The organism is Rickettsiales endosymbiont of Stachyamoeba lipophora (assembly GCF_003932735.1).
Classification (GTDB): domain Bacteria; phylum Pseudomonadota; class Alphaproteobacteria; order Rickettsiales; family 33-17; genus RICK01.
On the sequence record NZ_CP033611.1, the window covers coordinates 646,913 to 670,300 of the forward strand.

The 23,388-nt window shown below is 35.1% G+C and carries 23 protein-coding genes and 1 pseudogene; 17 read left to right on the forward strand and 7 right to left on the reverse strand.

The features are described 5' to 3' along the window. The first annotated feature begins 43 nt into the window (after positions 1-43). The 3 genes from EF513_RS02880 to EF513_RS02890 are packed head-to-tail and all read left to right on the forward strand — an operon-like array spanning position 44 to position 868. Positions 44-394 (forward strand): hypothetical protein, encoded by a 351-nt coding sequence (locus EF513_RS02880; protein WP_125215914.1) that lies wholly within the window; start codon positions 44-46, stop codon positions 392-394. A 28-nt stretch (positions 395-422) separates the two neighbouring features. Continuing rightward, entirely contained in the window at positions 423-671 is a 249-nt protein-coding gene (locus EF513_RS02885) for an NADAR family protein (protein WP_125215915.1), read from the forward strand. Further along, entirely contained in the window at positions 608-868 is a 261-nt protein-coding gene (locus tag EF513_RS02890) for a hypothetical protein (protein ID WP_125215916.1), read from the forward strand. The genes EF513_RS02885 and EF513_RS02890 overlap by 64 nt, the downstream gene beginning before the upstream one ends. A gap of 350 nt (positions 869-1,218) precedes the next feature. On the opposite strand, the gene ygfZ is transcribed toward EF513_RS02890, so the two are convergent. Next, positions 1,219-1,998, reverse strand: coding sequence for a CAF17-like 4Fe-4S cluster assembly/insertion protein YgfZ (ygfZ, locus tag EF513_RS02895; RefSeq protein WP_125215917.1), 780 nt, complete (start codon positions 1,996-1,998; stop codon positions 1,219-1,221). A gap of 104 nt (positions 1,999-2,102) precedes the next feature. On the opposite strand from ygfZ, the gene EF513_RS02900 reads away from it, so the two are divergent. The 6 genes from EF513_RS02900 (at position 2,103) to EF513_RS02925 (ending at position 7,201) form a co-directional block, all read left to right on the forward strand. Then, the gene (locus tag EF513_RS02900; protein WP_125215918.1) at positions 2,103-2,654 is read left to right on the forward strand and encodes a cell cycle transcriptional regulator TrcR; all 552 of its coding nucleotides are present in this window, start codon (positions 2,103-2,105) and stop codon (positions 2,652-2,654) included. After that, a complete protein-coding gene (locus EF513_RS02905) occupies positions 2,629-3,393 on the forward strand; it encodes an SDR family NAD(P)-dependent oxidoreductase (protein ID WP_125215919.1) in 765 nt (254 codons plus the stop codon). The genes EF513_RS02900 and EF513_RS02905 overlap by 26 nt, the downstream gene beginning before the upstream one ends. Positions 3,394-3,397: 4 nt before the next feature. Beyond that, entirely contained in the window at positions 3,398-4,621 is a 1,224-nt protein-coding gene (locus EF513_RS02910) for an MFS transporter (protein WP_125215920.1), read from the forward strand. Further along, positions 4,621-5,727 (forward strand): 23S rRNA (adenine(2503)-C(2))-methyltransferase RlmN, encoded by a 1,107-nt coding sequence (gene rlmN / locus EF513_RS02915; protein ID WP_125215921.1) that lies wholly within the window; start codon positions 4,621-4,623, stop codon positions 5,725-5,727. The genes EF513_RS02910 and rlmN overlap by 1 nt, the downstream gene beginning before the upstream one ends. Beyond that, positions 5,717-6,544, forward strand: coding sequence for a diaminopimelate epimerase (gene dapF / locus EF513_RS02920; RefSeq protein ID WP_125215922.1), 828 nt, complete (start codon positions 5,717-5,719; stop codon positions 6,542-6,544). Before rlmN ends, dapF begins: the two co-directional genes overlap by 11 nt. Positions 6,545-6,658: 114 nt before the next feature. Beyond that, positions 6,659-7,201 (forward strand): hypothetical protein, encoded by a 543-nt coding sequence (locus EF513_RS02925; RefSeq protein WP_125215923.1) that lies wholly within the window; start codon positions 6,659-6,661, stop codon positions 7,199-7,201. Positions 7,202-7,326: 125 nt separating this feature from the next. Here the strand turns inward: EF513_RS02925 and EF513_RS02930 are convergent, their stop codons facing one another. Together EF513_RS02930 and EF513_RS02935 are read right to left on the reverse strand one after the other, a co-directional pair. After that, entirely contained in the window at positions 7,327-8,451 is a 1,125-nt protein-coding gene (locus tag EF513_RS02930; RefSeq protein WP_125215924.1) for an RING finger protein, read from the reverse strand. 19 nt (positions 8,452-8,470) lie between these two features. Next, a complete protein-coding gene (locus EF513_RS02935; RefSeq protein ID WP_125215925.1) occupies positions 8,471-9,661 on the reverse strand; it encodes a hypothetical protein in 1,191 nt (396 codons plus the stop codon). 651 nt (positions 9,662-10,312) lie between these two features. Between EF513_RS02935 and EF513_RS02940 the strand changes: the two genes are divergently transcribed. The 8 genes and pseudogenes from EF513_RS02940 to EF513_RS02975 all read left to right on the forward strand — a co-directional run bounded on the left by EF513_RS02940 (position 10,313) and on the right by EF513_RS02975 (position 19,174). After that, positions 10,313-11,719, forward strand: a complete 1,407-nt coding sequence (locus EF513_RS02940) for an NAD(P)H-dependent flavin oxidoreductase (protein WP_206425219.1) — start codon at positions 10,313-10,315, stop codon at positions 11,717-11,719. Next, positions 11,720-12,481, forward strand: a complete 762-nt coding sequence (yaaA, locus tag EF513_RS02945) for a peroxide stress protein YaaA (RefSeq protein WP_125215927.1) — start codon at positions 11,720-11,722, stop codon at positions 12,479-12,481. 8 nt (positions 12,482-12,489) lie between these two features. Further along, positions 12,490-12,810, forward strand: a complete 321-nt coding sequence (gene trxA, locus EF513_RS02950) for a thioredoxin (protein WP_125215928.1) — start codon at positions 12,490-12,492, stop codon at positions 12,808-12,810. Next, a complete protein-coding gene (locus EF513_RS02955) occupies positions 12,803-13,579 on the forward strand; it encodes a type I glutamate--ammonia ligase (protein ID WP_164503808.1) in 777 nt (258 codons plus the stop codon). Before trxA ends, EF513_RS02955 begins: the two co-directional genes overlap by 8 nt. Positions 13,580-13,656: 77 nt before the next feature. Then, positions 13,657-14,635 (forward strand): annotated as a pseudogene (ftsZ, locus tag EF513_RS02960) (cell division protein FtsZ); the annotation flags it as partial. 479 nt (positions 14,636-15,114) lie between these two features. After that, positions 15,115-16,206, forward strand: a complete 1,092-nt coding sequence (locus EF513_RS02965) for an LptF/LptG family permease (protein WP_125215931.1) — start codon at positions 15,115-15,117, stop codon at positions 16,204-16,206. Further along, the gene (locus EF513_RS02970) at positions 16,203-18,311 is read left to right on the forward strand and encodes an LPS-assembly protein LptD (RefSeq protein WP_125215932.1); all 2,109 of its coding nucleotides are present in this window, start codon (positions 16,203-16,205) and stop codon (positions 18,309-18,311) included. Before EF513_RS02965 ends, EF513_RS02970 begins: the two co-directional genes overlap by 4 nt. Before the next feature lie 5 nt (positions 18,312-18,316). Continuing rightward, complete coding sequence (locus EF513_RS02975; protein WP_125215933.1) at positions 18,317-19,174, forward strand: SurA N-terminal domain-containing protein; 858 nt, start codon at positions 18,317-18,319, stop codon at positions 19,172-19,174. A 354-nt stretch (positions 19,175-19,528) separates the two neighbouring features. Here the strand turns inward: EF513_RS02975 and EF513_RS02980 are convergent, their stop codons facing one another. From EF513_RS02980 to EF513_RS02995, 4 genes are all read right to left on the reverse strand, one after another. Then, positions 19,529-19,867 carry an RING finger protein gene (locus EF513_RS02980; RefSeq protein WP_125215934.1) on the reverse strand — a complete coding sequence of 113 codons (339 nt, stop codon included), beginning with the start codon at positions 19,865-19,867 and terminating at the stop codon, positions 19,529-19,531. A 29-nt stretch (positions 19,868-19,896) separates the two neighbouring features. Next, entirely contained in the window at positions 19,897-20,235 is a 339-nt protein-coding gene (locus tag EF513_RS02985; RefSeq protein WP_125215935.1) for a hypothetical protein, read from the reverse strand. A gap of 219 nt (positions 20,236-20,454) precedes the next feature. Next, complete coding sequence (locus EF513_RS02990; protein WP_125215936.1) at positions 20,455-21,435, reverse strand: hypothetical protein; 981 nt, start codon at positions 21,433-21,435, stop codon at positions 20,455-20,457. Between the two features lie 404 nt (positions 21,436-21,839). Next, positions 21,840-23,369 (reverse strand): YifB family Mg chelatase-like AAA ATPase, encoded by a 1,530-nt coding sequence (locus tag EF513_RS02995; RefSeq protein WP_125215937.1) that lies wholly within the window; start codon positions 23,367-23,369, stop codon positions 21,840-21,842. Positions 23,370-23,388 lie beyond the last annotated feature (19 nt).

Here is a 23,388-nt window from a genome sequence, read left to right on the forward strand (position 1 = left end):
ATCCAACAACAGTATTTAATAAATGTTTAATAAACGAGAAAAAATGTCAAATTTTACTTGGAATCCGGACGAAAATAATATTGGACGCCAAATGCTGGCCAAAATTGGTGTGAATATTCCCCAAGTGATAAATAATCAAAATCCTATTCTCTTTGATGAACAGAATGAGGATGATACCAAACAGCGTAAGCTTATTAAGATAGCTTTACCTAATGGAGACCAATTAACTTTTAAATCTGCTGAAAATATCTTTCAAGTTTTAAAGCTAATACCCACAAATTATGAGAACTTAACAGATGACAATAAGCAAATACTTAAAATACGCCAAAAAATGGCAATGTCTGCACTAGAATCAGCTATAGAGCATAACGCTAACGCAGCAGAACCTTTGTAAATTTTAATACTCATTATAAATAGAATGGGTGGATGGAAAAAGCAACCTAGCTACACGCCAAGCTCTTTATAGCAAATTTATGGGCAATCGTGCACTATCACAACAATTGCTTGGCATCCAAGATAAGATTATAATCGCAAATCAGATTCCATTACGTATTAACGACCCATTATGGCGTAACGGTCGTGAACAAAATGGTCATAACAAGCTTGGTTGTATGCTAGTAGAACTGAGAGAATTTATTCGAGCCAAAGAAAAAACGATTTTGCTTCCCTAGCTTATAATAATAATCCGTTTAAAGCTATTGATAACAATAGAGGCATACATCCTGATTTAGTAACTGCTTTTACCATATTACATAGCAATACAGTACCGACTATAGAAGTTCCTGCTGATAGGCAACCTTTTGATCATACCGCTGGCAGTACATCTAACAATCCTTCGTCTCCATTACATGAAAATAATACTATCTGACACAGAATCAAAAATATATATAACCATTCTACCCCACAGAAAGTAATTAAAATTGCTTTAACTCTTGCAACCGTAGTTGTAGGAGGTTTAACCATATATTATTTATTTGGAAAAAGTAATTCTACTTTTATCAAAAACACTGCCGATAAGGTGGGCAACAGCTTACCTCAAATCACTGGTATGCATAACGCTGCAAACCAAGGTAAAGAATTTACTGTAGATCTTGCACGTAATACTGCCAGCTTATTATAGATAAGTGGTGATACAAAACTTATAATGTTATCAAAGCGCATGGTAAATACTAAGGTTATTTTAGCCGTACGTTTTGATAACACTAAGATTATTACTATCTATTTAAGCCACTCGGGCCTTATAACTTCTATTTGCATCCCATTAACCAACACCTGCTGGGCTTGAGCTAATTCTTCAAGTCTGATAAAGCCAATCGCTTTATTATTAAAGCTTGAAGTTATGTATCCCAGCTTATTACCATGCTCATCCATAATTTCTTGTGCCGGTTCTAATACTCCTTGTGCTTTAATTAAAAATGGCTGCTTGCGAATTACTCCCCTATGTTTTGTACGCGCAGTCAGCTCTTGCCCGACATAGCACCCTTTAGTAAAATCAATTGCATTTAAATAATCTAAACCATATTCTAACGGAAAAGTTTTATCACAAATTAATTCAGTTTCACTTTCGGGTAATACCTGATTAATTCTAAACTCTTGGTAAAAATTATCATTAACCTCTAATGATGCTTCAGTAATGATGCGATAGCCGCTATTTGTCCTTGGATCAAGGTAAGATTGTTGGGCTAGAACCGGTTGATCAGCAAAATAAACCTTATAAATTTCGCTTAGATCTTGAATTTCCACTTTAGAACGCAGTTTATACATTTTAAGGCGTTTTAATAGGTCGTCTTTTGTGGATGCCAAGCAATCAACCAACATATGGTCATGCCGTTTATAAATAAATAAATCAAATAAAAACTTACCTTGTGGGGTAAGGATTAATGTATAGATACATGGTTCATTTTTTAGGATATTATTAGAGATAATACCTTGTAACAAAGTTTCTCTATCTTCTCCATAAATTCCTATGACTGTACGGTTAGTTAATTTTTCGAGCATAATTTATTCCTTTTTTGTTAATACTACTTATAACAAATTGACAATTTGATGTGAAGTAGGTTAGTTTAGACACGTATTTTATAATTTTATTTTCAGAGAATAGTATGACTTTACCTTTGATGCCTAAAGCAACTGCTATTTGGCTTATTGATAATACCAATCTTACTTTTGAGCAAATTGCAAATTTTTGTGGATTACATGTGCTTGAGGTGCAAGGAATTGCAGATGATGAAGTTTGTAAAGGAATCATTGGAGATAATCCAGTTAATCGTGGCCAGCTGACCTGGGAAGAAATTAAAAGATGTGAAGGCAATGCTAAAGCCAAACTAGAACTTGCTGATCATGCCAAACGTCATTTAGAAGCTAGAAGAGGCAAAAAAGCTGCTAAATATGTACCTGTTGCTAAAAGGCAAGACAAGCCTGATGCTATTTTATGGCTAATTAAGAACTACCCTGAACTTAGTGATCCGCAAATTGTAAAATTAATTGGTACTACCAAAACTACAATTAAAGCAGTAAAAGAAAAAACACATTGGAATTCAGCTAACTTAAAACCTAGAGATCCAGTATTACTAGGCTTATGCAAGCAAGGTGAGCTTGATGGTATGGCCGTTATAGCCAAAAAAGCTCATGATGCAGCCAGCAAAAAAGACTAGATTTAGTTCGGTTTTAATTACTGGTGCCAGTAAAGGTATAGGAGAAGCTTTAGCCCTCCAACTTGCTGGGCAAGATGTAACTTTATATCTTATCTCCCGTAATAATGAGTTATTACAACAAGTGAAAAGTGAGTGTGAAGCACGCGGTGCTACTGCTCACTTTTTTGCTTGCGATGTGACCGATACTGAACAGATGCAAGCAATTATTGATGCCATCCCTCAGCTCGATTTAGTGATTGCTAATGCCGGCATCTCAGGCGGCACTGCTAAAGGACTTGAAGGCGCAATGCAGGCCGCTGCAATCTTTAAAACCAATATACTCGGGGTAAGCAATACGGTTGAACCGGCAATCGCAAAGATGCAAGCTCAAGGAAAGGGTTCTATTGCCATAATTTCCTCTATGGCTGGTTTTTTACCTCTGCCTGGCTCTCCAAGCTATTCTGCTTCGAAAGCTTGTGTAAAACATTATGCTTTAGCTCTTAGGGGACTTTTAAGCCCTAAGATTAATGTAACGGCAATATGCCCAGGATTTGTTAAAACTAATTTGACTGACCAAAATAATTTTAAAATGCCATTAATTATTTCTAAAGAAAAAGCGGCAAAAATTATTTTAAATCAATTGCCTAACAATCCTAGGATAATTGCCTTTCCTATGACACTAAAAATTATGATTTACATTTTAAATAAACTACCATATTTTTTAACCGAATTTTTAATAAAAAGCTTACCCAAAAAGTAATTATATGAATCAATCTAAAAGCTTATTAGTATGGCTGATAGGTGCATTATTTTATGCCTATCAATATGTTTTACGCGTTGTTCCAAATTTAATTTTGCCTGAACTTACCAATCATTTTGGGATGAATGAGCAGCAAATTGGCCAAATTTCTGGTATTTATTATATTGGTTATGCTCTCATGCATATACCGGTTGGTATTATGCTTGATAGGTTTAAGCTTAAATATGTACTGCCTATTATGTCTTTAATTGCTACTGCAGGAATGATTCCTTTAGTGATTAGCGATGTATGGGTTTATCCGTTGCTGGGTCGATTTTTATTGGGTTGCGGTTCTACAGCAGCAATATTAGGATTATTTAAAATTATTAATTTACTTTTTCCGCCGGAAAAATTCTCAAGAATGCTAAGTATTGCCGTCACTATTGGTTTGGGTGGCGCTATTTATGCAGGTGCTCCTCTAGATATGCTAATGGTTAAAATAGGTTGGAGAGAAATAATCTGGGGACTCATTTATTTAGGTGTTGGTTTAAGTGTAGCATTCTATTTATTTATTCCACGTATGGATCATATTAAGCCCTCTAAAGGTACTCCCCTTCAAGATTTAAAAATTATTTTTAGTCACCCTACTATTATTCTTATTTGTATTACTGGTGGGCTTATGATTGGCCCGCTAGAAGGTTTTGCTGATACGTGGGGTAAGCAGTTTTTTAAAACAGTCTATAACTTTGATAATCAAGAAGCTGCATGGCTTACTTCACTAGTATTTATTGGAATGTGCTTTGGTGCCCCGCTAGTAAGCTTAATGTCTGAAAAACTCAAGAATGATATCTTTTCAATTCTAATTTGTAATTTTATTATGATTTTAGCTTTTGGTTGGTTATTGTCACAAGGAATTTCTAAAGCTAGTATTGCTGTAATTATGACCATGATCGGGGTAGCTAGTTCTTATCAAATCACGATTGTAACTTTGATTATGAAGCTGATTGATTCAAGGCTTTCTGCGCTTGCTTCTGCAGTGGCCAACATGATAATGATGCTTTTTGGATATTTATTCCATACTATTATTGGACTATCAATTAAATTTACCAGCGAAATAGGCTTAGGGGTAGTTGATCAATATAAGATTGGTATTACCATGATCCCATTAATGATGCTGGGAGCGTTGTTGATACTTTTAAGCTTATATCGCAAGGTAAACAGGCAAGTAAGGCTTAGAGCGCATATATAATGACTGATGTACCAAAAAAACAACTGATAGGCCTATCTAGAGAAGAACTCAATCAGGAGATAACTTCCCTGGGAGAACCAAACTTTAGAGCTAAACAATTATGGTCTTGGATTTATAACTTTGGCGAAACCGATTTTAATAAGATGCACAACCTTGGCAAAAAATTGGTGGCACAGCTAGAAGCAGATTATACGATTGCTAGACCTAAAATTGTAAAAGATTTACAATCTTTTGATGGCACCAGAAAGTGGCTAATTGACTACGCTACTAACCAAGAGGCAGAAACAGTTTACATCCCTGAAGTTGACCGGGGAACCTTATGCGTATCATCTCAAGTTGGCTGTACTTTAAATTGCACCTTTTGCCATACCGGCACCCAAAAGCTAGCTAGGAACCTAACTAGTTACGACATTGTCACTCAAATGATGATAGCACGTGATGCCTTAAATGAATGGCCTTCTACTCAAGAGACTAGGCTAGTATCTAATATTGTAATGATGGGTATGGGTGAACCGTTATATAATTATGATAATATTATTCAGGCATTAAAAATTATTATGGATGGGGAAGGAATTGCCTTATCCAGAAGAAGAATTACCCTCTCCACCTCCGGTGTAGTACCTAAAATTGAACAGCTAGGCCAAGAGCTTGCCGTAAATTTAGCTATCTCCCTTCATGCGGTTACTAACGAACTACGTGATGAGATTGTACCACTTAACCGTAAATATCCGATTGAAGAACTGCTTGAAGCTTGCAGAAAATATCCAGCAGCCAGCAATACCCGTAGAATTACTTTTGAATATGTAATGCTTAAAGGTATTAATGACTCTATAGCCGACGCTAAAGAACTGGTGAGACTGATTAAAGGCATTCCTGCTAAAGTGAACTTAATTCCTTTTAATCCTTGGCCGGGAACTATTTATGAATGTTCTGCCTGGAATCAAATTAAAACTTTTGCGGAAGTTATTGAAAATGCAGGCTATGCTTCTCCTATTCGCACCCCTAGAGGCAGAGATATTTTGGCAGCTTGTGGGCAATTAAGATCAGAATCAACTCCTGTTTCAAAATCAATTCTTAAGAAAAATTCTAACGAGAATGCTAATTAAGTTTCGCACTGCAGAAGGTTTGGGCAATAAGTTTGTTTTTATTGAAGAGACAAATGTACCGGGTTTATCTACAACCCCCCAATTACTTGCATATATTGATCAACACTCACCTTTTGATCAGCTTATTTTAATACAAAGTTTTATAGATAATGAGCTAAATATTAAGATTATTAATCGTGATGGCAGCTTAGCAGAAGCCTGCGGTAACGCTTTTAGAGCACTAGGAGCTTGGGCTAAAGAACGGTTTAAAGTTTCTGAATTCACTATAACCAACCATCTAAATAATAAATTTAATGTAGCACTGCTCGAGCATGGGAGTATACAGGTTACCTTTCCTACTCCTAAATTTAGTAAAGAGCACATTCCTATTACGGATATTGCTAACTCCTCTGATATTCATTTACCTGAATTTAATTTATTTAGTGGTTTTGCTGTTAATGTAGGCAATCCTCATATCGTTTTTAAAGTTGATCGGTTAGATCTCACTTTTCTTAAAACTTATGGAGAACAAATTACTAACCTCAAGCTTTTTCCTGAAAAGATCAATTTAAGCTTAATGCAGATAACAGCACCTGATCATATTAGTATCATTACTTATGAGCGCGGTGCGGGCATTACTCAGGCTTGTGGCAGCGCAGCACTTGCATGCAGTATTAGTGCGCGTTTTTATCTGCAATTATGTGATGAATCTAGCTTTACCGTATCAATGCTAGGTGGTAAGCTGATTACTTACTGGAAGGGTCATGATCATCCTATTGTCATGAAGGGTACAGCTTCTTTAGGCGCTGAAATAATTTTACACATCCCTTCACTATGACCTAACTTCCATCCTTCAATTAAACAAAAATTAATAAAAATTTTTATTTTAGTTATATTGAATCCATGCTAATATTGGTGATTATTTATTACTAATTTTAAAATCAGGTAAAAAATGTGTTTATATTGTATTAAGATTATCTCCATTATTGCGGCCCTTTCCATATTAAATGGTTGTGCTCGTGAAATTTCATCAGGTGTATATGCTGAAAGCCATGTCGGTGAGGCAACATTTAGTTATCAAGGTACTATTATCAATGCCCGTCAAGTCCAAGTTCAAGCAGCAGAACGTCTTGAAGATAATGGTTTTGGCATTGGTGCTGGCGCTTTAGGTGGCGGCCTTGCTGGGTCTGTACTTGGCAAAGGTAAAGGCAACCTAGCAACAACTGTTGCTGGAGCAGTAATTGGTGGGGTGGGTGGTGCTTTTGCAGAGAAAAAGCTTAAGACCCAAAATGCTATGGAATATGTAGTAAAACTAACTAATGGCCAAATTATGACTGTAGTACAAGGGATTGATAACCCACTAACTATAGGCAACAAAGTATTGGTGCTTGTAAGCCATGAAGGTAGATCAAGAGTAGTACCTGATATGAGCGGAGTTCAAGATATCCAAGCTCCAGTTCAAGCTCCTAACGTATCCATTAGAAAGACTAGATAATCTAAATTGTGATATGGTTAATGTATTCTAATACCAGGCTTGTTTAGCCTGGTATTTTTATTTTTAACATTACTACCTGTGGTGAGTAGGTTGAAATTATGGCGTATGCTTGCTCCTTTAGTAATTTATTTTTGTTGAGAAGATGATGCTTCGGCGGTGCTAACTTTTTTCTGCCACCAGTTTCGCTCAGTCACTTTCCTTTCAAAAATAGTACGCTCTTGCTCAGGTAATTGGGTAGCTAGCTTTTCTATAAGGCTATTTCTAAGTTGAGGATGATAATCTTCAAGCTTACAAATTCTTTCATCATTAGTTTTCCTTAGGAGCCCAGCGGTTTTTTTGGTTATTTTATGCATCCAATCAGGATCGGTAGGAGAAGATATAGAAGGTAGTTGAGAAGAAATATATTTTAAATATTCTGCCTTTGTACTAACTTTAAATTGTGCTTCTATGATTTCATATAATTCTTTTTGCATTTGTTCATCAATTGGAAGAGTGCTAGGATTAGGCAATTCTTTTAAGTGATTAAGTAAGCATTTCTTATGGCCATCATTAAACCATTGTTGTAATGCTGCGCGCTCATAATACTGGCCGTCGGGTGCTTTGATTGGTTCGCGCATAGGTGTCTTATTAATTAAACAATCGTATTTTCGGTCTAGATTTAATTCAATTTTCTCAAGTTCAAAATAGCTAAGCATATAATTAATCTTTTTGCCTAATGCTGTATTATAATTAAAAATTATAGGAAGAGCCTGTGCGGCTTCTTGCTGTTCAGCATGTAGTCGCCGCACTTCGGCAATTCTTTCAGGGTAAGTATAGTTATACCATTTGATAAAAAGAGGGCCAAAAACATATTGCATAAAAGCGCTAAAAGGCACGCCACTAGCTGCTCCTATTCCTCCTCCCAAAGCAGTTAATCCTATATTTCTATAAAGATTATAATGAGGTCCGCTATAAAGATGATATTCTATTAACGGATGGTATACAGCTCCTATACCTATTCCCCATGCGCTGCAATAGAGAGTTAAATTTAGATACATTTGCTGGGTATCAGTTAAGGAATTATAAAACCGCTTGCAAGCTTGTATAACTCTTGTGGCGCTATTAGTGCTTTGCTCGGTTGTATTACGGGTAAATTGCTGGATTTTATGCAGCAGTTCAATAAAATATCCTCTATCAATGTTAGTTGGGTTGTCGCTATGTTCAGCATTACCTACAAATTCAGAGTGGTGAGTAGGTTGAAATTGTGGCATAAGTTGCTCCTTTAATAAACTATCTTTGTTGAGAAGATGATGCTTCAGTGTTAACTAAGCTTGAAATCCAATTGCGTTTTTTTGCTTCATTTACAAAAGAAACACGATCTTGCTCAGGTAACTTAGGTATTAATTTTTCCAAAACAGCTTTTCTAACCTGCGAGTTATAATCTGCTAATTTTGACATTCTCTCTTCATTGGTTTTAGTTAAAAGCTTGGTTGCTCTAGTACTCATTTTTTCTACCCAGCTGGGAGTAATAGCCGCTGAAGCAGAACCTTGCTCGGCAAACGAGGGGGAAGCTTCCGGGGATTGAGGTAAAATCTGATTTATTTTATTCTCAAGCTCATTAATTTTTATTTTTTTATCATTTAGCTGAGAGTCTAAATTGGCAATCATAGTTGCTTGACTGGCAAGCGTATTTTCCTTGCTAATTAGCTGTAAATTGATCTCTCTAATTGTAGCTTGGTATTCGTTAAGTTGAGCGTTAGAAGAAATAATTCGTGCTTCTGTTAAGTTGAGGCTATTTCTAAGTCTCTGATGCTCTGCTACATCTGTATTCATATTCCGCATTCTTATTACAATATCGTCAAATTGGTCTCTGGTTGTCTGATAGGCCGCAACCTCATTTTGATACCACCAATCTGACATTTTATCTTCTGATAATTTTGCAGCGCCATAGCCCGCTAGGCCAGCCGCACCAACTCCTAATAGAGCGATCCCGCCGGTAGCCACGGTGGTGGCGGCTATACCGCCAGCTGCTGCCACCTTAGCCACTATCGAATACGAGGCTATTTGAGCGACGGCCGTAGTTTGGGCAATAGCTGCGCCTGCACCTGCAGCTCCTGCTGCAGCTCCTGCTATGCTGCATCCTGGTTCAAAATTTTTATTAAAATTAATTTTTTTCTTTGCTAAATCCGCTCGCTGATTGGTTAAAATATCTGCTTTTCCTTCATGTTCGTTTCCTAAAATAAATTTTGGATCCTGTTGTTGTCGCTCTCTCTGTTGCTGTAGCGTTGTTAAGTGTCTTTGCTCGGCTGCTAGGTCTGTTGTAGTATTATGTAAACTTCTTTGTAATACTCTAATATCTATAGCGGCGTTTTGGTGCCGTACCTCTAGTACATTGCGTTGTGTCTCTAACTCTTGGCGCTGTGTATCTAGTTGTGCATGCTCAGATTTTAAGTTATCCAATTGTGGATTTGGTATCATCATGGTATCCTCCCTCAAAAATAATGATGTGATTTATAATTAAACTGATAACCTTAATTATGAGTTAATACAGTTCAGTTATTTAACTAAAAGTTACAATACAACTAAAATTTGAGTATAGGAGAAAAAATTTCTTTTTTAACTTAACGCATGAAAAGGTTGGTGCGTATATAGCTCAGTTATTAGGCAATATTTACAATGTAGATGCTAGAGATCTTTACAGTTTAGCGAAGTTATTGAAACAAAATACAAAGTGGCTTTTTTAGCTTTTAACTGCATATAGCACCCGGATGATTATTGCAGTTTAGGATCATAAGTAGCTTCTACATTCTTCTATGATTTACCATAAGAATTGCCTTGCTTAATTAAAAAAGCTCTTAGGGATGCCAGGCATAAACGGTACTAGTATCAATAGTTGCAATTATACCTTTAAGGTACCAATTACAACTTTTCATCTAGAAGGAGCAAATGCATAAACTCTTCTTCTGTTGGCTCCACCTTGTTTTTCCAGCAGCTTTAAAGGTTTAAATATAAATATAAAAAATAATTTTAATATTTAAAATTTGTTAATTCAATATTCTAATTTATTCGTCTTGCCAATATGTTGTGTATTTTCTATACTGCGCCTAAATATCTAATTTGGTATGTATGTCTATTTTAAATCGAATTAAGCCAGTGCTTATTTCTGGTAAAGAAGTTCTGCCTATTATTGAAGGTGGGAAAGGTATTGGTGTAAGTAATGGTGCAACCTCAGGGGCTTTTGCTGCAAGTGGCGCAACAGGAACATTTTCAGGAGTAAATGCAGACCGTTATGATGACCAAGGTAACCTCAAGCCAACTACATATAAGGGTACAACCCGTAAAGAAAAGCATGAAGAGCTCATACAAATGGGTATTGAAGGTGGTATAACGCAAGCTAAAATTGCTTACGAAGCTTCAAATGGTAATGGCAGAATCCATGTAAACGTATTATGGGAAATGGGTGGGGCTGAAAGTATTTTAGAAGGAATTTTAGAAGGGACAAAAGGCTTAGTTAATGGTGTTACTTGCGGTGCAGGGATGCCATATCGAGTAGCTGAAATTGCTGAGAAATATAATGTATACTATTACCCAATTGTTTCTTCCATGCGCGCTTTCAGGGCATTGTGGAAAAGATCTTATCATAAATCGTCCAGGCTGCTTGGTGGGGTAGTATATGAAGATCCGTGGCTTGCAGGAGGACATAATGGTCTTTCCAATAGTGAGAATCCTCATGTACCAGAAAACCCTATGCCACGAGTAATAGAAATTAGAAAATTTATGAATGAGGTGGGACTTACAGATACTCCTATTATTATGGCAGGTGGAGTATGGCATCTTAATGAATGGAGTGATTGGTTAGATAATCCAGAAATTGGCAATATTGCCTTCCAATTTGGTACGCGCCCAATTTTAACACAAGAAAGCCCGGTTTCAACTGCCTGGAAGAAAAAGTTATTAACCTTAAAACAAGGTGATATATTCTTAAATCAATTTAGCCCTACAGGCTTTTATTCTTCTGCTGTCAGAAATGATTTTATCGACGAACTAGATGCAAGAGCTAAACGCCAAGTAGCATATGTTAGTAAAGCTAATGAAGAATTTAGTTATGAACTGAAAATTGGTGCACGTGGTAGATCTGTATTTATCAAACCTGAAAATGCAGCAAACGTTAATGAATGGGTTAACCAAGGATTTGATGAAGCGATGCGCACACCAGATGATACTTTGATCTTTGTTACCAAAGACAAAGCACAGCAACTTCTGCATGATCAAATTGATTGCATGGGATGTTTAAGCGCATGTAGATTTAGTAATTGGTGTGATAAAGAAGACCTAAATTATACTACCGGCAAAAAAGCTGACCCAAGAAGTTTTTGTATACAAAAAACCTTGCAAAAGGCAATTCATGGTGAAGATATTGAAAATCAACTGATGTTTTCAGGGCATAACGCTTATAGATTTGCAACTGATCCATTTTATAGCAATGGATTTGTTCCTACTGTAAAACAGTTAGTTGATCGTATCATGACAGGTGAGTAAATGCTTGCATTACTTTCTCCTGCTAAAACTCTTGATTATGAAAGTGGGTGTAATTTAAATTTACAACCCACTTTACCACAATTCTTAGAACGCACCTTACTATTAATTCGCAAGCTTAAAACCCAAAAGTTAGAAAATTTAATAGAGTTGATGGGGATTAGCCATAAGCTTGCCGAGCTAAATTACCAAAGATATCAACAGTTTAGTGAAGATTACCATAGTAATCAATTATTGAGACCAGCATTACTTTGCTTTAAAGGGGATGTATATTTAGATCTTGAAGTGGATAATTATTCTCTACAAGATTTTGAATTTGCAAACCGCCATATAGCCATTCTCTCAGGGTTGTTTGGAATTCTAAAACCGCTTGATTTACTTTATCCTTATCGCTTAGAAATGGGTACGAATACTAAAGAATTAATCGGCCAAAGTTTATATCAATATTGGCAACAACCTATAACTGATTATGTGAATAACAATGCTGGAGATCTATTGATTAATCTGGCTTCACAAGAATATTTTGAAGTGATTAACTCTAAAGAATTAAAAGTAAAATTAATTAATATTAATTTTAAAGAAAACAAAGATGGTGCTTATAAAATTATCGGGATTCATGCAAAACGTGCCAGAGGGGCATTTGCTAATTGGCTAATCCGTAATCGAATCACTAAGCAAAAAGACCTAGAAAGTTTTCATGAAAAGGGGTATAAGTTTAATGAACAACAGTCAGATAACAATAATTTAATATTTACCCGAGGTTAAGGTTTATTATGGCAAAAAATATAAATGATCAAGATTTTGAACAAGAAGTATTAAGTTCCTCTACTCCTGTGTTAGTAGATTTTTGGGCTGAATGGTGTGGCCCATGCCGTCAATTAATTCCTATAATTGATGAAATTAGCAATGAAGTGAGCAACCTAAAAGTAGTTAAAGTTAATATTGATGAAAATCCTAATTCACCTCAAAACTATGGGGTAAGAGGGATACCAACTATGATGGTATTTAAAGATGGCAAACTTATTGATACTAAAGTTGGTGCACTGCCAAAAAGTTCAATTTTAGATTGGCTTAAATCTCATAACATTGCTTAAATATTATTCAATATTTCAAGAAAAATTTGGTTGCCAGATTAAATTCGGCATAGAGTATGAATTTTATTTCATCCCCTGCTCTGCTGAGTTTGATTTGGCAAGTTTCTTTAAAGCTTTTGAAAAAAGCTTTCCGGAATTTATAATTAAACCTGAAAAAGGTAAGTATCAATTTGAATTAATTAGTATTCCTTTTTTAAATCCTAACGCGCTAATCATCAAATTTAATCAGTTTAAAGAGAGCCTAAAAGTTGCTGCACAGAAAATACAAGCAACCTATCTTGAGTTAGCGGTGCCTTTTGAACATCAACCAAGCTCAGGGTTGCATGTGAATTTAAGTATTACTGATTTTGAATTTTTTACTCAAAATTTAGAAAATATTATTGGCGGCCTTTATCATAATTTACTTGCCACTTTAATATATTTTGCACCCTTCGAAGAAAATTATTTAAGATTTACCCGCAAAGAAATGGAAAATCCTTCGACCCTATCATGGGGAAGGAATAATCGGAGTGTTGCCATCAGAATACCAGTAAGCCAAAGAGAGCCAAAATTATTTAGAATTGAGCATCGGGTTGCATCCCCAAATGCCAAGCTTGAGCAGGTATTAGCAGCAATTATTTTTGCGATTATTAATGGCATTGAACGGGCTATAAAACCTCCACAAGCCGTATATGGTATTGCACACTTAGAACAGTATAATCCGATTTTTCTACCAACCTCATTAACCGAAGCTAAATTAATAAATAAAAAGGCGAAAATTAAGCTTTGATTTGCTTAAAACTATTTACATTTTAAGCTAAAGCACTAGAGTTGTAGTTAGTTTTATATCATGCTACGAGGAAAATAATGGCCCTAAACTTAAATATTCCTGAAAATATAATTTTGAAGCCCACTATCACTGTGTTTGGTGTAGGAGGTGCTGGCTGCAATGCGGTTAACAATATGATTGAATCTAAATTAGATGGTGCAAATTTTATTGTAGCAAATACTGATGCACAGGCGCTTGAACATGCCAAAGTTGCTACAAAATTACAATTAGGTGAGCACATTACTAGAGGTTTAGGTGCTGGGGCTTCCCCTGAAATAGGTGCCGCAGCTGCGGAAGAATCTGCCATTCAGATTGAAAGCCTGCTGGAAGGATCGAATATGGTATTTATTACCGCAGGAATGGGCGGAGGTACCGGTACTGGAGCCGCACCAGTAGTAGCCAAAATAGCTAAAGCCAAAGGGATTTTAACCGTAGGCGTGGTTACCAAACCTTTCCATTTTGAAGGTGCTCATCGGATGCGTTTAGCCGAAATGGGTTTAAAAGAATTAGAAAAGCATGTTGATACTTTAATTGTCATTCCAAACCAAAATTTGTTTAGGGTGGCAAATGAGCGCACTACCTTTGCTGATGCCTTTAAAATAGCTGATGATGTGTTACATGCAGGAGTTAGAGGTGTTACAGATTTAATTACTATGCCAGGATTAATTAATTTAGATTTTGCAGATATCGTCACCATTATGAGCAAAATGGGTAAAGCAATGATGGGCACTGGAGAGGCAAAAGGCGACAATAGAGCCATTGTCGCAGCTGAAGCAGCCATCGCAAATCCATTGCTTGATCATAGCTCAATGAAAGGCGCAGCAGGTGTATTAATTAACATCAGTGGCGGCTATGATATGACCTTATTTGAAGTGGATGAGGCTGCTAATAGAATACGAGAAGAAGTAGAAGGCGATGCTAATATCATTTTTGGTTCTGCTTTTAATCCAGCTCTTGAAGGAGTAATACGAATTACCGTGGTAGCTACAGGTATTGATCAATCGGCAAATAAAGTTGCATTAAATACTGCTGCAGTAGCTAATGATGATAACACCAGTGTACAAGAGCCTGAACAAGAATATGAGCAAAAAGAGCTAAAGCAAGAGCATATTCAGATTATTGAAGAGCAAGTAGAAATTGAAGAATTTAACCAAGAAGATGATGAATTGGCAAAACTAGAGGCACAGCTAATCAGCCAACATAATTTAGATGATATTCCGCATCCTGCAAAGATGAGTAATAGGCAGGAAATATCAACCGCCAATAGTAATTTAACTGCAAATGGTCTTAAAATAGAACCTAAAACTACTGCTCGTATTGAGGAAAGAAACCAGAAAAGTGGCGGATTATTTAGCAGATTTGCTAACTCTTTAGGCTTTGGAGCTACCCAGGAGATTAAAAGAGAAAAAATTAAAATCCAATCAGCTGAGTTTGAAGAAACGCCCGAAGATATAGAAATACCAGCATTTTTAAGAAGAAAAACAAAATAAAATTCAATGAAACTTAAAACTACGCTTTTTACTTATATAGCTCGCCAATATCTGGCGAGCTTAATGCTTGTGACTAGCATTGTTGCTTCGGTCATCTCGCTTGTTGATAGTTTAGAATTGGTTAGACGTTCTTATGGAAAAATTTTACATCTAGAGAAAATTTTATACATTGTGTCTCTCCGGTTACCCTATACTTTACAAGAAATCCTGCCATTTATTTGCTTGATAGCTGCAACTGTTTGCTATGCTAGATTATCGAGAAATAATGAATTGATTATTATGAGATCGGTAGGCTTATCAGGATGGCAATTTATGATGCCTACGCTTGTTACTAGCATTATATTGGGAACAATTTATGTATTGCTACTTACGCCTCTCACTTCTAAAATGTTTTATCAATCAGAGTTAATTGAAGATAGAATTATTCGTGGGCAATTACCTCAAGTTTCTGCATTGATGTCAGGAATTTGGCTTAAAGATGAGCTGGATAACAAAATTAGTGTTATAAATGCTAAAAGCATTAACCCTAATTCAGATGAATTAAAAGATATCAGTATCATTATTTGTAGTAAAGATTTTCAGTTCATTAAAAGAATAGATGCAGAAAGTGCTATTATAGAAAATGGTTACTGGAGATTACCCTCAGCGAAAGTGACTACTGTTAATAAAATTAATGCTCAGCAATATAATATTAGAATGAGATCTAGCTTAACTATTGAAAAATTACAAGAAAGTTTTAATAAACCTAGCAACCTATCATTCTGGCAACTACCAAAATTTATTAGTAATATGAAGCAAGCTGGACTACCAGCAATTAGGCATTATCAATATTTTTTATCACTTTGTTTGCTGCCGTTACTGCTTGCTGCCATGTCAGTACTTGCCGTAGGATTTGCTACTAAAATTAGCAAAAGATTACAAAATAATATGGAAATTTTTTGGGGCATTTTAATTAGTTTTGTAATTTACTTTATTAATCAAATTATAGGAGCATTAGGGCTTTCAGGAACTATACCTTTATTTTTATCGGTAGTATTTCCAGTGGTAATAGCTTTTAGTGTGGCTGCTTTACTTATAGTATATCAGGAAGATGCATGAATAGATTTGTAAAATATTTGCTTAAAACTTTGCTATTATGTACGGTTTTTAATAAGTCAATTATGGCTCTGCCAGATGACAAGATTACCATTAATGCAGATAAGATTGAGCATGATAGCCAATCAGATATAACTACTGCTACAGGCAGAGTGGAAATAGCATATGAAGGACGTATCTTAATTGCCGATAAGGTGATTTACTATAAAAATAGCGATTCAGCCTATGCTATTGGCAATGTAACTTTGTTAGATGAAAAGGGTAATATAGCTTTTGCTAATAAAGTAATTTTAACAGATAAATTAACCAAAGGATTAGTTAAAGCCATTGAAATCAGGTTGGCTAATAATGGTTATTTAAGAGCTAAATCTGCGATTAAAACTAATGCTGAGGATACTATATTTTATGACGGCAAATACACTGCCTGTAAGTGTAATGGCTTTGGGCCAATGTGGCAGATTAATTCTAAAAAATCATTAGTGCTTAATAAAGGTGAAACATTAAAGCACTATAATGCATGGTTTGAAATATATCATGCCCCAATATTCTATATACCTTATATTAGCCATCATGGACCTAAGGCTCAACGTAGAAGTGGGTTTTTAGTACCAAAATATGCGCATGGTACTCAATTGGGATGGTCCGTTAAAGTTCCTTATTATTTTAATATAGCTCCTAATAAAGATTTAATTACTAGTATTCAGTATTTTTCAATGGAAGAGCCAGTTTTATTTAATCACGGCAGATGGCTCACCCCTCTAGGTAAAATTGAATTAAGACAGTCAATCACGAATCCTAAAAAAGACCCGGAATTCCCTAAAAAGCGCTTTAAAGGGCATGTTAATTTAATAGGCGATTTAAAATTTGAAAATGATTGGAACGCTTTTTTTGCATTTTACAAAGCTCATGATAAAACTTATTTGAAAAAATATTATATTGATAATAGTGCTTCTTATTTAACTACACAGTTTTCTTTAGATAAGCTTGATAGATTTAATCGATATCAAGTGCATAGTTTTAAATATCAGGATTTAGCAGAATTTCGTAGAGATTATCCGGCTGTATTACCTTTTGTTGATTTACAGCAACGTCATGAAATAAATGACAGACATTATTTAACTAATAATTTTAATGCTTTAAATTTAATGAGAAAAGACGGAGTAGACGTAGTAAGATTTGTTAACGATGTACAACTTCATTCTCCTTATAAGCTAGATTCCGGTTTGCTAGTAAAGTTTACTAATTCATTTAGGGTAGATTTTTATCATGTTAACCGAATGAATAAGCCTTATTCAACTACCAACGAAAAAATCAATGCCACCTTAGGAAGAGTAGTACCGCAAACTGCTGTTGATCTTTCCTATCCATTATCTAATGATAAAATGGTAATTACCCCACTTTTAAATTTAGTTTATAGCCCTTATGGCAATAATGATTTACGTATTGCTAATGAGGATAGTAGCAATATTGAGCTTAATGATAGTAATCTTTTAAAACATAATCATTACCCAGGATTTGATAGAGTAGAAGGTGGTTTTAGAGCTATTTATGGAATTAATACTGATTTTAGAATAAATAATTATTATACCGGTGTAATGATAGGGCAGCTTTATCGCAAACGGGACAGAAGGTTATCTGCAGTATCCGGATTAAGTCGCAATAGTTCAGATTATGTAGGCAGAATTTATTTTAAGCCGCATGATAATATTGATATGTTCTATCGTTTTAGGTTGGATCAGCATAATTTTCAATGGCATCGTAATGAACTAGAGTTAATATCAGACTTAAATCCTGTACATATGACAGTAAGATATAATGCGCTTGATCAAAAAGAAGAGATAGCACTGAGAAAACAAAAATCGGTTTCTCTAGAAGGTGCGTATGATCTAACAAAATCCTTGGCAATTACCGGAGAAGCTCATAAGATTTTAACTAAAAGAACTATTAGCCAAAATCGTGGGCTGGTAAGAGCAGGAGGAGGGTTTAATTTCAACGGTGATTGTATCATCTCAAGTTTTAATATAGCAAGAGACTTTACTAGAGACCGTGATAAGAAGCCTGAAACCTTATTAATGTTTAAGCTACAATTTAAAACTATAAATGATTAAAAGTTATGATTAAATATGCGCTATTGCTAATTGCTTTATTGCTAAATTCTTTTGCCTTTGCATTAGAAAGTAACATTGCTGCAAATGTTGGTTCAATCGTTATTACTAATAACGATGTCAATGAACGGGTTAAACTTTTAACCAATCTAGTTAAAGAAAGTAAATATAAAAGCTTAGAACTAAAAAATGAGGCATTAGAACAATTAATTAGCGAGCAAGCTTATAACCAAATTGCTGTTAAATACAAAATTACTTTATCCCCTATTGAAAAGGAAAATGCCATTAAAGTAATTGGCCAAAAATTTAATAGCAAAAATTTAACCGAGCTTGCGAATAAATATCACTTATCTTCAAAGCATTTAGAAGATCATTTATTATCGCAAACCTTATGGCAAAAAGTTATTTTATATGAAATCTCTCCTGACGTTAAAGTGAGCAATTCAGAAATTGAAAAAGCCCTTAATAACCCGGTGTTTATGCAGGTTACTTTTGTAAATTTGGATGCCAGCAACCTTAACGATAAACAAATTGCAGCATTAAAAAATGATAATAAAACCTGTGCAGATTTTATAAGTCTTGCCAAGCAATATAAGGCCAGTTTTGATGAATATAAAGATATGCCGCTTACGGACTTAAGGGGAGAGTTTGCTCATAAGCTAGCAGAATTAAATGCTAGAGAGGTGGCAGAAGTAACTTTAGGTTCGGATAGGCAGCTACTGGCATTATGTGATAAAAGTATTAAGTTAAACGAAGCGCAGAAAAAGCAAGTTGCCAATCAGTTGAGAGAATCAAAAGCTGCTCTTAAAGCCCAGCAACTACTTGATAAAGCTAAAAGGGAATTGTACATTAAAATTTATCGTTAATAATTAATATTAATTATTAAAAAGTTTTAAAAGACAAACTATATATTAGCACTTTACTGTAAATAATAAATCTGCTGCTGTTTACTAATAAAGGCTTCCTTTTTTGGTTAAAGCATCTTCTTTTACATTTAAATCTATGTAGATCATATATATGAATTTCTTATATCGTCGCTTAATACTTAATATGTTTTGAGAAAAAAATTAAGGGTCGATAATGTTTAAAAATTATCGATATAATAGATAATAACATAACAAAATATACTCATCTCCTTTATTTAAAGGCTTTTTAGCTATTGCTATACGTATATAATAAATATATTTTTCATCAGCTATTGTAAAAAAGCCAAGTTGCTCCTAAATGCTCGCCTGTTGTTGAACGCTCCTGTGCTGTACAAAAGAGGCTGCTGTATCAATACCTATTCCATGTTCTTGTAATTTTGTTTTGAGAGCGATTATTATTTCTTTTTGCATTTGTTCATCAATACTCATAGCATAAGGTTCAGGTAATTCTAAATGATGGGTTAATATGCATTTTGCATTTCCTTGATTATACCACCATTGTAATGCTTCACGTTCATAATAATGGCCTGCAGGATCCTTGATTGGTTCACGCATTATATCTTTATTAATTAAACAATCATACTTAGGGCATAGCTTTTTCTCAATATTATGTTCTTCAAGCTGTTTTAGCAAAGCGTCAATTTCTTTACCTAAATCTGAACTTAAGTAGGAGTATACAATGATGAATCACTTACATGTTCATAATATGCTGTTCTTAATGATGCCAAACTAGCTGCATAATATCTTTGTTGAGCTTGGATTAAATCTCTTCCTGCTTGCTCTACACCTGCCCCTATATTAGAGCCAAATTTTCTATCCAGATAAATGGAAGCCTCTAGCATACCATATAAACCCAGGCCGCTTAGAATGCATAATAATATTCCTATTCCGCTATAATAAAGTAATTTATGTAGCCTTAAGGCATTATTATTTAATGCAGCTCCTGCTAAATATACGCCGCTTCCTCCTATCACGCCTGCGGTGGCGCTACTTAAAACCACCTTAAATATTATTTTCTGCTAAAGAGTTAAAGAATTATAAAGTTTGCTTACTAAAGCTATGCCACTATCTAGGCCTAACTTATAAAGTGTACTAATATATTGTTTTAGCATAATAAGCCCTTTATTTAAAAATTCTTTGATCTTTGTAAAAATAATAATAAGATTTAGTGGTAGCATCGTATGTATCTTGCCTTGGGGCATAGATTCTCTGTTGATAAATTATCTTTGTTGAGACGATGCTAGAGCTTGTTGCGAAGGTCCTGCTTCAGCTCTAATTTTTGCCTGCCACCAGTTTCGTTCAGTCACAGCCTGTTGAAATGGTATACGATCTTGTTCAGATAGCTGGTTTATTATTTTATCAATAATTTCAGTTCTAAATTGCTGCTCATCATCTAATTTAGCAAGTTTATTGATTCTTTCCTCATTATTGTTTTTATTTAGAATTTTTTTGGTTTTCTTATCAACCATTTTTGTCCAAAAACTATTATCAGATGTGCTAGAAATATCGCGATTTAAGTTTAGTTGGCAAAGAGCTTCTGCTGTTTTAGCTCTAAGAACTTGCAGTTCTCTATTTTTTGTGCCTAGCCTTTCCTCTGCCTGATTAAGATTTAGCTGTGATTGATTAGCAGCTTGCTGGACTATCTTGATTCGTGGAATTAATATACTAAGATTAAATTTCAATTGATTATATTCAGCTTGGGTTCTGCCTAAACTGTTTAATGCTTGCTCTGCAGCATCATATCTTTCTTTTGCTTGATCCATAACGGTTTTTAATTCGCTATATTTTTTAGCAGCAATATCACCTTCAATTACTTTAACTATGCCATAACCTGCTGCTGCGCCTAAAGCTACCCCAGCTACTACAACTATTGCACCTGCTGCTACTGGAGTTGCGACTAAGCCTGTAGTGGCAGCTAGTTTAGTAGCAATAGCAGAACCAGCTATTTGTGCTGGTACAGTAGTTTGAGTTGATATTACTAATCCTGCTACTCCACCAACTATTGCGCCTTTCTTACTCGCCGCTGCTTCTAATTGTTTCTCATAGGCATGTATATTACTGAGATAGTTATCTCTTACTTGTGAGAAGTTATTATATTCTTGTTCTTTATTAATGGTGTTTCTAAAAAGTGCGTTGTTTTCTATATTTTGTTTATTTGTATTTAATGTTGCAAGCAATACCTGCTTTGCTTGAAGTTGCACTGTGAATCCTCCTTTCTCTATTGCTAGCTGTGCAACCTCTAGCTCCAATATACCTAATTGAGCGAGTAGTTTCTGATATGATCCATTTAATGGATTTGGGTTGGGTATTATTGATATTCTCCTTTGTAGGCTTTATTTTATCACGCTTATATATATTAAATTTATATTAATATTAATATAATCCAGTTAAGTTAACTCAAGGTTGATATGCAATCTAAAATTACCAGGAGGGGAAAACTTTATTTTTTTAACGCATTAAGTGAATGAAAAATGTTTTTATTGATTGCAAAGATTTATGCTATCAGTGAACAAATGTTTATAAAGCTCTTCTTGTCAAATTCAGTATGGTTTTTTATAATTTAACTATAGGTTAGATTAATTATTTGTACTGCCAGCAAATCTAGTTAATATTTATAATAAATCTTCCTAAAGTTAATTGCCTCAGCTATTTGAGCTTTATCAATTTCTAAATCCTCAATGCCAGCAAGATCAGCTATGGTACGTGCCACCCGTAATATTCTAGTATAGCTACGCATTGATAGTTTCATTTTTTCTATTGCTTGTTCGAGCAAAATTTTTGCTGGAGCAGAAAGCTGTACCATATTCTCAAGCACATGCCCTTCAAGCTCACTATTACTATTTATTGCTGTATTTTTATAACGTACATGTTGAATAGCTAAAGCATTTGCAACTCTTTTAGCAACATCTTTGCTAGATTCTTCTTTAGTTTCTTTGCGTAATTCATTTAAACTTAATGGCTGCAAGTTCACATGTAGATCAATCCGGTCGAGTAATGGTCCAGAAATTTTAGAAAGATACGTTTCAGCGCATCTTGGTGATTTACTGCACGCACGATCTGGATCATCCAAATAACCACAAGGACAGGGATTCATTGCTGCAATAAGTTGAAATTTAGCTGGATAGCTTACATGCGATTGGGCACGGGAAATAAGAACTTCCCCAGTTTCGATAGGCTGTCTTAAAGAATCTAAAACATTTCTAGAAAATTCAGGTAGTTCATCTAGAAATAAAATGCCGTTATGTGCAAGTGAAATTTCGCCCGGCTTAACTCTTGGTCCGATGCCACCACCTACCATTGCTGCCATAGAGCATGAATGGTGAGGAGCTCTAAAGGGACGTTTATTTGAAAGTTTTCCTTCCTCTAAATTACCAGCAATACTTGCGATCACACTACTTTCCAGAATTTCTTGGGAATGCATCTCAGGCATTATACTTGGCAGCCTTTTAGCCAGCATTGATTTACCTGCGCCAGGTGGACCTGACATAAGCAAATTATGCCTGCCGGAAGCTGCAATTTCTAAAGCTCGCTTGGCTATGTGTTGACCTTTAATTTCTGCCATGTCATAAATTTTAGTAATGGCTTCAGTAATATTTTCAGTAGCCTTTTCTGGTAATGGTATTAATTCTTCGCCTTTAAAATGCTTAATGATATCTAAAAGATTTTTGGCACCAATTATTTTTTCAGAACCTGCCCAGATCGCTTCCTTACCACTTATATAACCACAAACTACTCCTAATAAATTTTCGTTAGCATACATGGCAATTGGCAAAATTCCTGCCACATGGTTTATTCTGCCATCAAGAGAAAGTTCACCAGCAATAATATATTCATCTAAACAATCAACAGGAATAATTCCCATGCCAGCAAGCAAAGCTAATGCTATTGGTAAATCAAAATGGCTGCCTTCTTTAAATTGATCCGCCGGTGTTAAATTAACCGTAATTTTTTTGGCAGGTAACGCAAGCCCCATAGATTGAAGGGAGGCTCTTACTCGTTCTTTAGATTCATTAACAGCTTTATCTGGTAGACCTACAATGACAAAAGAGGGTAATCCTTGAGCAATATGTACCTCAACATTGACTAAAATGGTTTTTAGACCTTTAAAAGTTACAGTTTTGGCGCAGGTAAACATAAAAATAGCTTTAAAGTTT